This window comes from Corallococcus caeni (assembly GCF_036245865.1).
Classification (GTDB): Bacteria; Myxococcota; Myxococcia; order Myxococcales; family Myxococcaceae; genus Corallococcus; species Corallococcus caeni.
The window spans coordinates 68,408-82,612 of sequence record NZ_BTTW01000008.1 but is presented as its reverse complement, the minus strand read 5'-3'; the positions used below and the strand labels follow the sequence as shown (position 1 = coordinate 82,612).

Sequence of the window (14,205 nt, the reverse complement as noted above, 5' to 3'; positions counted from 1 at the left end):
AGTGCCCGGAAGCGAGGACCGATGACACCGCCCACCGACCCGTATCAGGCCGTCACCCACCCCGACCCCTACCCGTACTACACGGAGCTTCGCACCCCAGGCGGACTGCACCGCATCCGCGGGTTCGCGCCATGGATCGCGGCGGACGCGGCCACCGTGCGCGCAGTGCTCACGAGCGAGCACTGCCGGGTCCGGCCGAGCGCGGAGCCCGTGCCTCCGCAGCTGGTGGGTAGCGCCGCGGGGGCCCTCTTCGGACGGCTGGTGCGCATGAACGACGGAGGCCCCTACCCCGCCGTGAAGCAGACCCTGTCGCGCGCGCTGCCGGAGGCGCTGCGGGAGGTGGAGACGGAGAGCCGGCGCCAGGCGGAACGGCTGTTCGCTGAGCCCTCCCTGTCGCGGCTGCCGGACGCGGCGCTTCAGCTCCCCGTGTTCGTGCTGGCGACACTGCTGGGCTTCCCGGAAGACACGCTGGAGGCGACCGTGCGGGACGTGGAGTCTTATGTCCGCTCGGTCGCCGGGCCCACGGTGAGCAGCGAGGGCGCGGCGAGGCTGAACGAGCGCGTGGCGGCCTGCTTCCAGGCCACACCGAGGACCGCGTTCACGGCCCGGCTCATGTCGGGCCCTGGCGCGGAGGAACTGCGCGTCCCCAACGCCGTGGGCCTGCTAACCCAGGCGTATGAAGCGACGGCCGGGCTCCTGGGGGCGACTCTGCGGGCCATCGCTCGGGAGCCCGCGCTGCGGGAACAGCTCTCCCGGGGCGAGTGCACGCTCGACGACGTGGTCCAGGAGGCGGTTCGTTACGAGTCGCCGGTCCAGAACACGCGGCGCTTTACCCATGCGGCGGCGACCGTCGCGGGGCAGGAGCTGGAAGCCGGTGCGACCGTGGTCGTCGTGCTCGCCGCCGCGAACCGGGATCCGCTGGAGAATCCGCGGCCCGACGCCTTCCTGCCCCGGCGCGTGGGTCGTCAGACCTTCACCTTCGGCCTGGGCGCGCATGCCTGTCCGGGGCCGCTGCTGGCGACGGCGATGGCCACGGCGGCGGCGGAGCACGTGCTCGCGACCGGACTGGACCTGTCACCGCTGTCGGGCGCCGTCACCTGGCGTGCATCCACCAACACCCGCGTCCTGGGAGGACTGTGATGATTGCCGTTATTTTCGAGGTCTGGGCACACGAGGAGCATCGGCAGCGGTACCTGGACCTCGCGGCGGAGCTGCGGCCGCTACTGGCAGGCATTGATGGCTTCATCTCCATCGAGCGGTTCCAGAGCTTGAGCGCGCCAGGAAAGTTGGTGTCGCTCTCCTACTGGCGCGACGAGGCGGCGGTGGCGGAATGGCGGCGGCTGGAGGCCCACCGTGAAGCCCAGCGCGAGGGCCGCGAAGGCGTGTTCAGTGACTACCGCCTGCGCGTGGCGCACGTCGTGAGGGACTACGGCCTGAAGGACCGGGCGGCCGTGCCCGCTGACAGTCGCACCGTGCACGGCTGAAGCGGCCGGGGCACGGCGCCTGTCTTTCCGTCCGTCTCTCGCATGCGGGCCATGCCTCCCCCACCTTCTCCTGGGGGTGCACGATGAAGCGAGGGCCATGGAGAGGAGCCTGGGGGCTGGTTGCCACGTTGCTTGGGGTGCCGGCCATGGGGCAAGTCGAGGAGCCGCCCGAGAGCGCGCCGCAATACTCCTGCTTCGAAGCGGCGCGCGAGGGCAGCGGAGTGAGCGAGAGCATCGCGGCCCAGCTCTGCCAGGGTGCCCGTTCGGACGCCCCGGCGAAGTGTTTCCAGCGGGTCCAGGAGCGAGCGTTCCTCGAGGATCCACAAGCGCTCCAGCTCTGCCAGTACGCCCAGCCCTCGGATGATCCCGCGTCCTGCTTCCTCAAGGCGCGGAGGTCCTCGTTCGTGGACGAGCCACAGCTCCTGCTGCTCTGCCGCCCGCTCATCGCGGATCAAATGAACATGTATCCCTACGGTCCTTGACTCAAGGGGCCGAGCGCCCGCCAATCGCAGGGAACCGCTCATAGGCGCGCAGGAGCGCGTCCAGGTGGACGGGGTTGTCCAGGTCGAGCGGCGCGTCGGTGAGCTGCACGACCCACCCGCCCGACTCCGTGCGACGCGACCGAGAAAGCAGGTCCGCGTCCCGGGCCGGGTCCGGGAATCCAATGGCCTGCGCGGCAGCGGCCGACCAGTAGTTCAGCCACCCTAGGTAATAGGGGATCTCAGGCGAGCGGATCCGATCGAGGAGCTTGAGGGCAGGCAACCCGCGACGTGGGGATGGCGGCCCTTCCAGCGTGGGGGCTGTCTGATGCGCGATGTCTAGCGCAGCGTCATCCGGCGTCGCATGTCCCCAGAACGCGCAAGCGCCCTCCGCTACGCGCTCCAACATCTCCCCCGATGCCGCGATAACGTCCGCGTCTAGCGGCAACTCCGCACGGACGTCGAACAGAGGTTGACCGCCCGGGCCGAGGCGTCCCGCTCTCCCCCGTCCCGAAACCGTCACGGGGTAACTCTCGTCGCCATTACACAGGAGCGGGAGCTTTCCACGTGATGTCGCCTCAACGAGCCACGCGTCGCGTTGCGGCAACTCGATGAGGCGCCCTCCTTCGCCGACTTCCCACTTCAGGCGCAAGCCAGGCAGCGCCTGTTCCATGCCATGGACGACAGCGAGTGTGCGGCGCTCATTGGCCACGAGCACTGGCGCGTAGACTGTCAGATCGAGGCTTTTCTGAATGGTCATCGTTTGCATCCTGTAACGAAGACATTGAGGAATCGATTCGCTCGCAACAGCGCGTCTCTATGCGCCTGGGTGCTCACCCCGATCGCATAACCAAATCCGCATGCCGCTGCTGCTTCTTGCTCCCTTTCTATTTGCTCCAACTCCTTTGCAATCTCCTGTCTCTGGACGAAGTTATTATACGTGTCGAATTTATGCGTCTTGATCTCCCACAGCACGCGCACGCCGACTTGCAACGCATCGAAGCGCACGCCGCCAGCGAGCACGTCCATCCCGGGATAACGGTTGGGAGGGAACTCGTCGGCGCACTCGTTATGCGCGGGGTCTCCGCCCGCGTGAGGCACTGGAACAGGCTCGCAACTGGCGTGGCCCGTCCGGTCTACGGGCACAGGCGGCACTGGGGGCTGCCTGCCCTGCCCCGCTGGCTCGGGCTCCAGCCTGGGATTGCGTTGTGCTTCGGCATCCCGAGATGCCACCTTCGTTCCTCGTGAACTCCCTGCTTCCTCTGGGTAGGCGTGGCGGAGTTCATAGGCATCCAGCGCTTCTTGAATGGCGACGGCGATCACCACCACGCCAAGCACGATCACTGCTCCCACGGCAATCTCAGGAGCCGCCAGCACGCAGAACCCGAGCCCCACGGCTGCCGCATCCGCTGAGGCGACCGTGCATCTCCCCGTGGTGTCGTGGAACTCGATCCGGTCATGGTCGAGAGCCGGATAGCAGCGCTCCACCAGCACGGGCCAAGGCTGGGAAGCCTCGTGGACGGACGCACCGCCCCCTGTCAGTCCACGGCAACGTCGCCGCTCGCTGGAGATTGGCGATCCTCGGGTTCCGCGTCACGCGAGCCCTTGGTCTCGGCGCTGAAGTCGCGCAGGCAGAGAGGAAGAGGAGAAGTGCGATGCAGGCTCGGAGACGCATGGTCACGTTTTAGCGAGGGGTACGGGACTTGAACCTGTGGGCAGGGCGATAGCAAACCCCGGCTGGAGGGGCACACGGGGGGCACATGCGGCCCCACAGGGGCAACCCGCTCACGGACGCGAGCGACCCGAGTTCCCCAGTCTCGCAGGGCTCGCGAGAAGCCCGTGGGAGGCTGACGGTGGCTCCGAGGTACGATGCCGCGGACCCATTCGTCGAACTCGAGAAAGGCACAGAGGCCATGCCCAGAATCGAAGGGAAGCTCCACGGCGTGTTCTACGGCCACGGCGCGGTGCTCAAGAACAAGGAAAAGATGGGCTTCACCGCGGGCAAGAACATCATCTTCTACGGCCCGCCACAGACGACCCTCGCGGACGAGGTGGCCAAGTACGTCGTCCTCTACCTTCAGGGGTACCCCGACGTAGCGCCCATCCGGCAAGGGGACCTGGCGCGGATCTCGACCGCGAACTACGAGTCCGTCCGGAAGGCGAACTTCCCTCGAAGTATCGATGATCTGTCGCCGGAGCTGTGGGCCGCCGCGACCGTGCTGGCGGACTACCCCAAGGTCATCGGCAGCAACAAGACCTTCCCGGAGGTCTCCATCTCCGCGTTGGAGAGCGTGTCCATCTACGGCCTGCGTCCGCTGTTCGTCACGGAGTTCAATCACCCGACCCTGCTCTCGGAGGCCATCAAGGCCACGGAGTTCGAGGTCGTGCATGTGACGACATGCCAGGCTCAGTCATACACCGACGACCTGGTCCTCCTGCGCCCGGAGCTGTCCGCCTTCGCCGCCCGCACCCGGGTGCGAGCGGAGATCCGGGAGGAGGTCCATGCGCAGACGCTCGAAGAGCTCATGGCGGAGAAGGTCGGCCAGCCCTCCCAGCCGCCATCCTGGAACATGGGCGGCGTGTCGTCGACGCCGCGGGTGGATCCCTTCGCCAACCTGGGGCGCGGTCAGCCAGGACTGTCAGCGCCGTCCTTCGGCAGCCCGTCCTTCGGCAGCCCGTCCTTCGGTGGCAAGTCCTCGAGCTTCGGGAGTCAAGCCATGGGCTCTGGCGGCCCGCCGTTGGGATGGGGCCAGCCGAAGCCTCCCGCCCCGGTCATCCCCGTCCCCAAGTTCGCGTGCCACAACAAGGCCTGCAACCGCTTCGAGTCCTGGACGGGAGAGACGAAGTGCGGGGACTGCAACAAGGACAAATACGAGGTGCGCTATGTCTGCCAGAACTCGGGCTGCCCCGTGTACCAACGGGGGCAGAGCGAGTACCTGAAGACGACGGACACCTGTCAGTACTGTGGCGAGCGGATACGCTGATGAAGCCGTTCGATCCCGGCGCGTAGCGCGTACAGCCGTCAGCGGAGGGGGGCACGCGAGGTGGGCGGGCAGGCGACCTCCATGTCCCCTGAAGCCATGCCGGGTCCCGGGATGCGCGGAACATGGGACTTCCACTACGCTCCCGGCACCGCCTCAAGCCCGCGCCCCTGGAGTCCGCATGATGCTCTTCGCACCGAAGGTGTTCCCCAAGCTGTCCACGCTGAGCCACGCGGGACGCTCGATGTATATCTGGGTCTACTACACCATCCCGCTCGCCTTCACGCTGCTGCTGGTGCCCGGGCTGTTCCTCAAGGTGATGGGCATCTCACCCGGGGCCGCGGACGGGGACCTGTTCTTCATGAGGCTCGCGGGCGCACTGCTGGTGTCCATGTCGTTCATGTCTCATCAGGCGGCCATCCTGGACATGCGCCAGTTCTTCGTCTGGGCGGTGATGGGGCGCACGTTCATCGTGGGAGTGCTCATCGTCTGCACGGTGCTGGGCCTGTGTAATCCCATCGTCACATTCTTCGGCTGCATCGACTTCAGCGGCGCAATGTGGACGCTCATGGGGATTCGCCGCGACGAGGCCGAGGCGCGCGGACAGCAGGCGGTCATCGCCCAGCCCACGCCCTGATTCCAAGCGACCTCCCTCCACGCGCACCCTCTCGAACCCGCCATGACCACCGCGACGCCGCTGCCGGCCTCCCTTCCCCCTCCGGCCTGGAATCGGGCCTTCCGCAACATCTCCCACCAGCACGGCTTCCAACCCCTGCGGGTGGAGGGACACCTCCCCGAAGGCCTCCGCGGGACGCTGTTCCGCCTGGGCGCGTGGACGTTCGACGTGCATGGGGCACCGCTCCAGCACTGGTTCGACGGTGACGGCGGCGTGATGGGCGTGCGCTTCGGGCCGGACGGCGTCCAGGGCGCGGCCCGGCTCGTGGACTCGCGCACCATGGTCACGGAGCGCAAGGCGGGCCGGCAGCTGTATGGCAGCTACGCCATGCCCACGCCGCTGCGCAACAAGCTGCTCAACCCCCAGAAGAACAACGCGAACACGGCGCTCTTGCCGTGGAACGGCCGGCTGTACGCGCTGCACGAGCCGAACCTCCCCGTGGAGCTGTCCCCGGAGGACCTGACCACCCTGGGCGAGACGAACCTCGACGGCGCCGTGCTGAAGTCCTTCTCCGCGCACCCCCACCGCGTCCCGTCGCGAAAGACGCGCTACAACTTCGGCCAGCACCACGGCCGGGTGAACACGCTGGAGCTGTATGCCCTGCCGGACGACGGCAAGGCGCGGCACCTGGGGTCCGTGCCGCTGCCCGGCGCGACCATGGTCCATGACTTCACGGTCACGGACCGCTACCTCGTCTTCTTCCTGCCGGCGATGAGCATCAACGTCTTGAAGATGCTGCTGCGCATCGGCGCGTTCGCGGACAACGTCTCCTTCCGGCCGGGCGCGGCGTCGGAGGTGGTGGTGGTGCCCATCGACGACGTGGCGCACCCCATCCGCATCCCCGCCGACTCCTTCTTCAACTGGCACTTCTCCAACGCTTACGAGGACGGCGACACGCTGGTGGTGGACTACGTGCGCTACCCCGACTTCGCGTCCAACCAGTGGCTGGGGGACCTGCTGCGCGGCAATCCATCCACCGACGCCGACGGCATGCTCCACCGCGCGCGCATCGACCTGAAGGCCCGCACGTTCCGCAGCGAGCCCCTGCTGGACCTGAGCTGCGAGTTCCCCCGCGTCGCCCCCAGCGTGGAGTGCCGGCCGTACCAGGCGGTCTACCTGGGCGCGCACGGCACCCAGGAGGCCCGGCGCGGCCTCTATGACGCGCTGGTGCGTCTGGACCTGGGCAGCGGCCGCGTGACGCGGGCCGCGCTGGAAACAGGCCAGTACCCCTCCGAGCCCGTCTTCGTGCCCCGCCCCGGCTCGCGGACCGAGGACGACGGCTGGCTGCTCACCCAGGTCTTCGACACGAAGACGGACACCACCCACGTGGCCGTGCTGGACGCCGAGCGGCTGGACGCGGGTCCCGTGGCGCGCTGCCATTTCGAGCACGCCCTGCCCCCCACGTTCCACGGCACGTTCGTCCCCGCCTGAAGCCGGGCCTCCCGCGAATCCAGCCACGCGCGTCGTCAGGAGCCTCCTGGTGAAGGCCTCTCGCCAGGAAGTTCAGGCGTCCTTGGGCAGGCCGGACGCGGGGCACTCACCGGGTGCGGAGGAACGCCTTGACGCTCGGGGCCTGGACCTTCTGGGACTCGATGCACAGTCGGATGGACTCCAGGGCCCGGGCGAGCGCGCGCGGGCCGCCTTCGATCTTGTCCACGCGAGGCCTGAGGAACGTCTCCACCTGCGCCAGGTCGATGTCGTTGCAGAGGTTCCCCGTCTGTCCAATCAGCCTGCCCAGCTCATCCGAGCGCAGCCGCTGGGTCAGTGCATCGAAGTGCGTCTGGTAGAAGTTCCAGGCCAGTGACTGCGACTCCGGCATCATCAACGCCATCCCCAGGATGCCCTGCGAGTCCCGCACGTCGAAGTCCGGCGAGACCACGACCCCCAGCGCCCGCCACAGCAGGTCCGGGTTCCGGAAGTACGACAGGGACGCCAGCAGCCGGGTCCGCTCGCTGCGGTCCTGCTCCTTCTTCGCCGCCTCCAGCAGCGCGTCGAACAGCGCCGCATCGCCATGCGTCGCCGCCCGGGGCAGCGCGCTGCCGAACGCCTCCGGGTCCACCGACTTGCGGTCCGCCAGCCATGCGCGCACCAGGGGCAGCGCTTCCTTCACCAGCCGCGGATCCTCCCCGGTCCCGCCAGCCAGCCGGAGGAACAGCGAGCGCGACTCCTTCACCGAGTCGTCCTCGCCCTTCTTCGGCACCCAGCCCATGGCCCTCGCGCGCGCGGAGTAGAGCGACGCCACCCACGCTCGGAAGCGCTGGCGCTCCTCCGGCGTGAGCTGATCCACGCGCACCTGAGAGAGCAGCGAAGCACCGCTCTGCACCACGAGCCGGTTCGGCGATTTCGCGGAGGCAGGCACCGCCTTCAGCGCCTCGCCCAGCGGCAGGTCGCCCCGCTCCACCGCCGCGTCCACGTCCGCCCAGAGCGCCATCTGCTCCGCCGGAGTGAAGGCGGCGACCGGGGTCGCGAGCAGCTTCGTCAATTGCTCGCGCGTGTAGCCGCTGCGGTAGTAGCCCATGCCGCCCGCGTTGAGCAGCACCCACGCCGGGCACTGCTTCGTGGGCAGCGCCACCTCCGCCGAGGCCCCCTGCAACATCGAGCACACCCGCGACGACTGCGTGCCCGTCCCCACGCGAAGGCACACGGGCACCTGCCACTCCTGCTTTGCGTCCGCCTTGGAGCCCACGGGCAGGTACCGCTCCTGCGACAGCTTCACCGTCGGCGCGCCGCCCGCGGGGCACGACAGCTGCGCGCTGATTCGCGGCGCCCCTTTCTGGACGATGAACCCACCGAAGGACTGGGCCACCTCCGGCCCCGCAGCCTGGGACAGGTCCGCGAGGAAGTCCTCCAGCGTCGCGACCTTCCACGCGTGCTTGCGGACATAGCCCCGCAGCACGTCACGGAAGCGCTCCGGCCCCAGCCAGGCCTCGTACATGGCGATGACGGACGAGCCCTTGTCATACGTCGTCCCGTTGTCGAACGAGCCCACGATGTCGTCATTGCTCTCCACCGGCTTGCGCACGGGGAGCGCCGCCTCCAGCGCATCCGACTCCAGCGCGGACCGTGTCGCGGACATGGCGCGCTCCTGCTGGAAGTCCCAGGACGGCTCCAGCCGGTCCACCGTCTGCCGGTCCAGCCACGCGGTGAAGGACTCGTTCAACCAGATGTCGTTCCACCACGAGCAGGTGACGACGTCGCCGAACCAGTAGTGCCCCAGCTCATGGTTGGCGATGACCGCGTAGGACCTGCGGCGGGCCAGCGTCTCCTCCTCGGGCCGGATGAGCGTGAGCGGCTGCCCGAGCGCGACGATGCCCGGGTGCTCCATCGTCCCCCAGTAGCGGGGCACCACGGCCACATCCAGCTTCTCGTAGGGATACGGCTGGTCGAAGAAGTCCTCCAATCCCTTCACGATGCGAGGCGTGATGCTGGCGGCGTAGCGCGTCTCCGCGCCCCGGCCCTTCGGGACGACGAAGCGCAGCGGCACGTTCGTGCGGCCCACGGTGCCCGCCTCCACCACGTCGAACGGCCCCACCATGAAGGCCACGAGGTAGCTGGGCATCGGCTTGCTCTCCGCGAAGGTGACGCGCTCCAGCCCGTCCGCCAGCGGCTCGCGCGACACGACCGGATGGTTGGCCAGCGCCACGTGTCCGGCCTTCACGGTGAAGCGCAGGCGCCACGGCATCTTGAAGGTCGGCTCGTCGAAGCACGGGAAGGCGCGGCGCGCGTCGATGGGCTCGAAGAACGTGTAGAGGTAGGACTCTCCGCCCTCCGCCACCCCGTAGAGCCCCTGGCTGCGCTCGCGGTCCACCTTGCCGGTGAAGTCCAGCAGCAGCTGCGCCTTGCCCACGGGAAGCTCCTCTGGCAGCAGCAATCCCAGACGTCCCTCGTTCGCGGTGACGGGCTTCGCGTCGAAGGTGCGGCCCTTCACGGTGACGCGCGCCCGCGTGACGTCCAGGTCCTGCGCGTGCAGCCACACCTGACGCACCGGCTCGTGGACCTCCACGTCGATGGTGACGCTGCCAGGATACGTGTCTTCCGTGGGCACGAGCTTCAGGTCCAGCGCGTAGTGCACGGGCCGCACGCTGTCCGGCAGCCGCAGCGCGGGAGGCAGGGCCTCCGGCCAGGACACGGCGGCCGGCGCGGAAGCAGGCGGCGCGGCCTCCGGCGCGTGGGCACAGCGGACGGTCAACACCACCAGGACCAGGAGTGGGATCAGTCGCATGGGGGCGCAGCGTAGACCAGGCGCGTACGTCTCACGCGGGATGCATTCAGCCAGGGGAGTCGCTACGGTCCCGTTCCCCCCGTTTCAGCTACAAACCGAGGAATACATGCTTCGTCGCGGCAGCGGTCTCCCCTCCCTCTTCGTGTCCGTGCTCTTCGTCGTGGGCTTCGCGTCTTCCGCCAGCGCTGACACGTCCCAGACGTACGTGACGCCCAAGGTCAATGGCTATCAGATTGGCACCATCCAGCCGAACTACCCCACCGGGAACTTCAGCACTGCCGCCGATACCGCCCGCCGCTTCTGTCAGGACCAGGGCTACGGCGGCGCGCAGGTTTTCACCACCGCCATCCGGGGCTCCGCGTACACATACGTCGTCGGAGCGAGTGGCGTGGGGCCGTGGAACACCACCGGCAACGCGAACGTGACGATGCTGGAAACCATCACCTGCATCACCTCCGATTCGGACGTCACGTACACGACGCCGATGAAGAATGGCTACCAGGTGGGCACCATCCAGCCGAACTTCCCCACCGGGAACTTCAGCACTGCCTCCGATACCGCCCGCCGCTTCTGCCAGGACCTGGGCCACATCGGGGCTCGCAGCTTCACCATCTCCATCCGGGGCTCCGCGTACACGTACATCGTTGGCACCAACGGCGTGGGCAGCTGGAACACCACCGGCAACTCCAACGTGACGATGCTGGAGACCATCACCTGCATCACGCAGTAACCGACAGTCCGGGCCGGGGGCGCCCATGCCCCCCGTGCCCATGCTGTCTTCCTGATGCACGCGGTGGAGGACTGGGCGAGGATGCGCCCCATGTCCAACCTCCAAGGCAAGACCCTCTTCATCACCGGCGCCAGCCGCGGCATCGGCAAGGCCATCGCGCTGCGCGCGGCCCGCGACGGCGCCAACATCGTCATCGCGGCGAAGACGACCGACCCGCACCCCAAGCTGCCCGGGACCATCTACTCAGCGGCGAAGGAGATTGAAGAGGCCGGCGGCAAGGCCCTCCCCTGCGTGGTGGACATCCGCGACGAGGCGCAGATCCACGCCGCCGTCGCCAAGGCCGTGGAGACCTTCGGCGGCATCGACATCCTGGTGAACAACGCCAGCGCCATCAGCCTCACCGGCACGCTGGAGACGCCGCTCAAGCGCTTCGACCTCATGCACGGCATCAACACGCGCGGGACGTTCGCGTGCTCGCAGGCGTGCATCCCGTACCTCAAGAAGTCCTCCAACCCGCACATCCTCAACAACTCGCCGCCGCTCAACATGGAGCCGCGCTGGTTCGGCCCCCACGTGGCCTACACCATCGCGAAGTACGGCATGAGCCTGTGCGCCCTGGGCATGGCGGAGGAGCTCAAGGACGACGGCATCGCCGTCAATACGCTCTGGCCCCGCACCGTCATCGCCACCGCCGCCGTGCAGAACCTGCTGGGCGGTGACGACACCATCAAGGGCAGCCGCACGCCGGAGATCATGGCCGACGCCGCCTACGCCATCCTCACCAAGCCCAGCCGCTCCTTCACCGGCAACTTCTGCATCGACGACGAGGTGCTGCGCGCCGCGGGCGTCACCAACTTCGACAAGTACCAGTCCGTGCCCGGCGCGGAGCTGCTGCCGGACTTCTTCCTGTAGCGCGTCCAGCGCCCATGCCCCCGCGCAAGCTCCAGCGACACCTGGTCTGGCTCGAGTCCTTCACCGCCGCGGTGGAGGCCGGCAGCATCGACGCCGCCGCGGAGCACCTGGGCGTCGCGCGCTCCGTCGTGAGCGAGCACATCCGCGCCCTGGAGGAGGTGCTCGCGGACGGCGCCGCCCTGCTGGAGCGGGGGCCAGGCCGGCGCCTGCAACTGTCCGCGCGCGGAGAGCGCCTCTACGCGGGCACCCAGACGCCGCTGCACCAGCTGGACGTGAAGCGGTTGATGGACCTGGCCCGCGTGGAGCCCACCCTGCGCCTGGGCCTCAACCCCACCCTCTCCATGTCCCTGCTGGGCGGCATCGCGCAGGACGCCGCCGCCACCGACCTCAAGCTGGTGGTGGGCTTCGGCGGCTCGCACGAGCTCATGCGGCAGGTGCAGACGCGGCAGCAGGACCTGGTGCTCGACTTCACCCCGCTGCCTCCGCACGAGGGCGTGGACACCGAGTCCCTGCTGCGCATGTCCTTCGTGGTCATCGCCGGCCCCGACTCCGCGCTCGCGAAGGCGCACCCCTCCCGCCGCTCCCTGGACGTGAAGGACCTCCAGGGCCAGCGCTTCGTGGACTGGCTGCGGGACGACCCCTACGGCGGCGCCAACAGCGCGCGCTTCGCCGCCCACGGCGTCTCCGTCACGGAGGTCGGCCGCGTGGAGAGCTTCCTCCACCTCTACGAGCTGCTGCGCGCCTACAAGGCCTGCACCATCGCCCCCGACGTGCGCCCCACCCAGCCCTTCCCGCCCGACCTCCACGTCTGGCCCCTGCGCGAACAGGAGCCCCAGGTCGTGGAGGTGGTCGCCCTGTGGCCCTCCGGCGGCCTCAGCCCCGGGGGCCAGAGCATCCTTGACGGACTGCGTCGTCGCCTGAACAAACGACGATAATCCGACGAAGACGTCGAATTCTGCCGGATTTCCGTCTTCCAGTGGGATGCGTATTCTTCAGGAGTCCTGTTTCTCTTGAAGGAGCCGCCGCGATGACCCCCACGGAACGGACCATTGCCCGCCTTCCCGCGCACCTGCGCCGCTACGTGGTGTCGCAGGACTACGCGGCGTACACGCCTCGTGACCAGGCGGTGTGGCGGCACATCCTGGGGCAGCTGCGGGAGCATCTGAGCGACAAGGCGCACCCCGTCTACCTGGAGGGCCTGGAGGCCACGGGCATTGGCGCGGAGGCCATCCCCAGCCTGGACGAGATGAACGAGAAGCTGTCCAAGCTGGGCTGGTCCTGCGTGGCGGTGCGCGGCTTCATCCCGCCGGCCGTCTTCACGGAGCTGCAGGCGCTGGGCGTGCTGGCCATCGCGGCGGACATCCGCACGCACGAGCACATCCAGTACACGCCCGCGCCGGACATCGTGCATGAGAGCGCGGGGCACGCGCCCATCATCGCGAACGCGCGCTACGCGCAGTACCTCAAGGCCGTTGGGCTGGTGGGGTTCAAGGCCATCGCCAGCGTGGAGGACCAGGCCGTCTTCGAGGCCATCCGCAACCTCTCCGTGGTGAAGGAGGACCCCACCGCCACCGAGGAGGAGATTTCCCACGCCCAGGCCCGCCTGGAGGCCGCCAACGCCAGCCACCGCTACATCAGCGAGAGCACCCGCGCGAGCCGCCTGTACTGGTGGACGGCGGAGTACGGGCTGATTGGCGACCTGAAGCACCCGCGCATCTACGGCGCGGGCCTGCTGTCCAGCATCGGCGAGGCGAAGCACTGCCTGACGTCCGCGGTGCACAAGCTGCCGCTGGGCGTGGCGTGCGCGGACACGGACTACGACATCACCCGCATGCAGCCGCAGCTCTTCGTGGCGCGCGACTTCGAGCACCTCTTCGAAGTCCTGGCCGAGTTCGAGGCCACGCTCGCGTGGAAGCGCGGCGGGGACCTGGGCCTCAACGAGGCGCTGCGCGCCCGCACGGTCAACCACCTGGTGCTCGCGGACGGCCGGGAGGTGACGGGCAAGGTGGTGGAGCTGCTGCCGGCCCCGAAGGACGTGGCCCCGGGCCTGTCCACCGCGCTGGCCCGGCTGGAGGGCCCCATCCTCACGTCGAAGAACGGGCACGCCCTGGACAAGCCGTTCACCGGCGCGGCGCTGGTCGCATTTGGCCAGGGCACCCTGCCGGAGCGCGGGAGCTTTAGACTCGAGCTCGACAGCGGGCTGGTGCTGGAGGGCTTCGCGGTGGGCGGCGGCGAGGTGATTGCTCTGAGCGGAAAGCTGGCGGACCGCGAGCTGACGCTGCCGTCCATGGCGCGCCTGTACCTGACGGAGCGGCTGCCGTCCGTGGCGGGGGGGCCCGCCGACCCGGGCACGTGGGACAAGTGGTTCGGGGAGCTGGACGCCTTCACCGCGGGCGACGGCGAGGCCCAGGCGCGCGAGCGCAAGGCGCAGGCCCTGCACCCGTCGCTGGCCGCCCTCTACACGGAGGTGCGCCGCATCCGGGAGACGGGACAGCTGGCCCCGGAGCGGCTGGAGCAGATCGCCCGCGCGTCCACGGACTTCCCCACCGACTGGCTCCTGCGCGCGGAGGTGGCGGAGCTGCGCGGCGAGGTGCCCCCTCGGCGCGAGACGGCGCACGCGTAGGGCCTGTCACCCGGAAAGACAGACGGACGGACGTGTAACGGCCCGGTCGACCTCCTCACGAGGTCGCCGGGCCGAAGCACTTCCGGGGGCGTTCTTCG

13 protein-coding genes are annotated in these 14,205 nt (G+C 68.8%); 10 read left to right on the top strand and 3 right to left on the bottom strand.

Going from position 1 to position 14,205, the window contains the following annotated elements; genetic code table 11:
* The first annotated feature begins 21 nt into the window (after positions 1-21).
* From AABA78_RS29580 to AABA78_RS29570, 3 genes are all read left to right on the top strand, one after another.
* Entirely contained in the window at positions 22-1,140 is a 1,119-nt protein-coding gene (locus tag AABA78_RS29580; protein WP_338268184.1) for a cytochrome P450, read from the top strand.
* Complete coding sequence (locus AABA78_RS29575; protein WP_338268182.1) at positions 1,140-1,484, top strand: antibiotic biosynthesis monooxygenase family protein; 345 nt, start codon at positions 1,140-1,142, stop codon at positions 1,482-1,484. Before AABA78_RS29580 ends, AABA78_RS29575 begins: the two co-directional genes overlap by 1 nt.
* A gap of 146 nt (positions 1,485-1,630) precedes the next feature.
* On the top strand, positions 1,631-1,966 hold the full coding sequence (locus tag AABA78_RS29570) for a hypothetical protein (protein WP_338268179.1): 336 nt from the start codon (positions 1,631-1,633) through the stop codon (positions 1,964-1,966).
* Between the two features lies 1 nt (position 1,967).
* Here AABA78_RS29570 and AABA78_RS29565 read toward each other — a convergent pair whose 3' ends face one another.
* Together AABA78_RS29565 and AABA78_RS29560 are read right to left on the bottom strand one after the other, a co-directional pair.
* Positions 1,968-2,723, bottom strand: coding sequence for a DUF5953 family protein (locus tag AABA78_RS29565; RefSeq protein WP_338268176.1), 756 nt, complete (start codon positions 2,721-2,723; stop codon positions 1,968-1,970).
* Entirely contained in the window at positions 2,720-3,457 is a 738-nt protein-coding gene (locus AABA78_RS29560) for a DUF6310 domain-containing protein (RefSeq protein WP_338268174.1), read from the bottom strand. Before AABA78_RS29560 ends, AABA78_RS29565 begins: the two co-directional genes overlap by 4 nt.
* 419 nt (positions 3,458-3,876) lie before the next feature.
* Here AABA78_RS29560 and AABA78_RS29555 point away from each other — a divergent pair, with 419 nt between their 5' ends.
* The 3 genes from AABA78_RS29555 (at position 3,877) to AABA78_RS29545 (ending at position 7,051) form a co-directional block, all read left to right on the top strand.
* Positions 3,877-4,947, top strand: coding sequence for a hypothetical protein (locus AABA78_RS29555; protein WP_338268172.1), 1,071 nt, complete (start codon positions 3,877-3,879; stop codon positions 4,945-4,947).
* A gap of 178 nt (positions 4,948-5,125) precedes the next feature.
* On the top strand, positions 5,126-5,581 hold the full coding sequence (locus AABA78_RS29550; protein WP_338268171.1) for a hypothetical protein: 456 nt from the start codon (positions 5,126-5,128) through the stop codon (positions 5,579-5,581).
* Positions 5,582-5,623: 42 nt separating this feature from the next.
* On the top strand, positions 5,624-7,051 hold the full coding sequence (locus tag AABA78_RS29545) for a carotenoid oxygenase family protein (RefSeq protein WP_338268168.1): 1,428 nt from the start codon (positions 5,624-5,626) through the stop codon (positions 7,049-7,051).
* Positions 7,052-7,157: 106 nt separating this feature from the next.
* On the opposite strand, the gene AABA78_RS29540 is transcribed toward AABA78_RS29545, so the two are convergent.
* Positions 7,158-9,842 carry a M1 family metallopeptidase gene (locus AABA78_RS29540; protein ID WP_338268165.1) on the bottom strand — a complete coding sequence of 895 codons (2,685 nt, stop codon included), beginning with the start codon at positions 9,840-9,842 and terminating at the stop codon, positions 7,158-7,160.
* A 106-nt stretch (positions 9,843-9,948) separates the two neighbouring features.
* On the opposite strand from AABA78_RS29540, the gene AABA78_RS29535 reads away from it, so the two are divergent.
* The 4 genes from AABA78_RS29535 to AABA78_RS29520 all read left to right on the top strand — a co-directional run bounded on the left by AABA78_RS29535 (position 9,949) and on the right by AABA78_RS29520 (position 14,107).
* A complete protein-coding gene (locus tag AABA78_RS29535; protein ID WP_338268162.1) occupies positions 9,949-10,572 on the top strand; it encodes a hypothetical protein in 624 nt (207 codons plus the stop codon).
* 90 nt (positions 10,573-10,662) lie between these two features.
* Entirely contained in the window at positions 10,663-11,484 is an 822-nt protein-coding gene (locus tag AABA78_RS29530) for an SDR family oxidoreductase (RefSeq protein WP_207056899.1), read from the top strand.
* A 14-nt stretch (positions 11,485-11,498) separates the two neighbouring features.
* Positions 11,499-12,419, top strand: a complete 921-nt coding sequence (locus tag AABA78_RS29525) for a LysR family transcriptional regulator (protein ID WP_338268157.1) — start codon at positions 11,499-11,501, stop codon at positions 12,417-12,419.
* Between the two features lie 92 nt (positions 12,420-12,511).
* Positions 12,512-14,107, top strand: a complete 1,596-nt coding sequence (locus tag AABA78_RS29520; protein WP_338268155.1) for an aromatic amino acid hydroxylase — start codon at positions 12,512-12,514, stop codon at positions 14,105-14,107.
* Positions 14,108-14,205: the final 98 nt, after the last annotated feature.

What these genes read in the sequence shown, in the direction of transcription:
- AABA78_RS29570 (WP_338268179.1), top strand. Translation starts at nt 1,631, where the DNA reads ATGGGGCAAGTCGAGGAGCCGCCCGAGAGCGCGCCGCAATACTCCTGC.
- AABA78_RS29550 (WP_338268171.1), top strand. Translation starts at nt 5,126, where the DNA reads ATGATGCTCTTCGCACCGAAGGTGTTCCCCAAGCTGTCCACGCTGAGC.
- AABA78_RS29575 (WP_338268182.1), top strand. Translation starts at nt 1,140, where the DNA reads ATGATTGCCGTTATTTTCGAGGTCTGGGCACACGAGGAGCATCGGCAG.
- AABA78_RS29525 (WP_338268157.1), top strand. Translation starts at nt 11,499, where the DNA reads ATGCCCCCGCGCAAGCTCCAGCGACACCTGGTCTGGCTCGAGTCCTTC.
- AABA78_RS29555 (WP_338268172.1), top strand. Translation starts at nt 3,877, where the DNA reads ATGCCCAGAATCGAAGGGAAGCTCCACGGCGTGTTCTACGGCCACGGC.
- AABA78_RS29565 (WP_338268176.1), bottom strand. Translation starts at nt 2,723, where the DNA reads ATGACCATTCAGAAAAGCCTCGATCTGACAGTCTACGCGCCAGTGCTC.
- AABA78_RS29530 (WP_207056899.1), top strand. Translation starts at nt 10,663, where the DNA reads ATGTCCAACCTCCAAGGCAAGACCCTCTTCATCACCGGCGCCAGCCGC.
- AABA78_RS29540 (WP_338268165.1), bottom strand. Translation starts at nt 9,842, where the DNA reads ATGCGACTGATCCCACTCCTGGTCCTGGTGGTGTTGACCGTCCGCTGT.
- AABA78_RS29520 (WP_338268155.1), top strand. Translation starts at nt 12,512, where the DNA reads ATGACCCCCACGGAACGGACCATTGCCCGCCTTCCCGCGCACCTGCGC.
- AABA78_RS29580 (WP_338268184.1), top strand. Translation starts at nt 22, where the DNA reads ATGACACCGCCCACCGACCCGTATCAGGCCGTCACCCACCCCGACCCC.
- AABA78_RS29545 (WP_338268168.1), top strand. Translation starts at nt 5,624, where the DNA reads ATGACCACCGCGACGCCGCTGCCGGCCTCCCTTCCCCCTCCGGCCTGG.
- AABA78_RS29535 (WP_338268162.1), top strand. Translation starts at nt 9,949, where the DNA reads ATGCTTCGTCGCGGCAGCGGTCTCCCCTCCCTCTTCGTGTCCGTGCTC.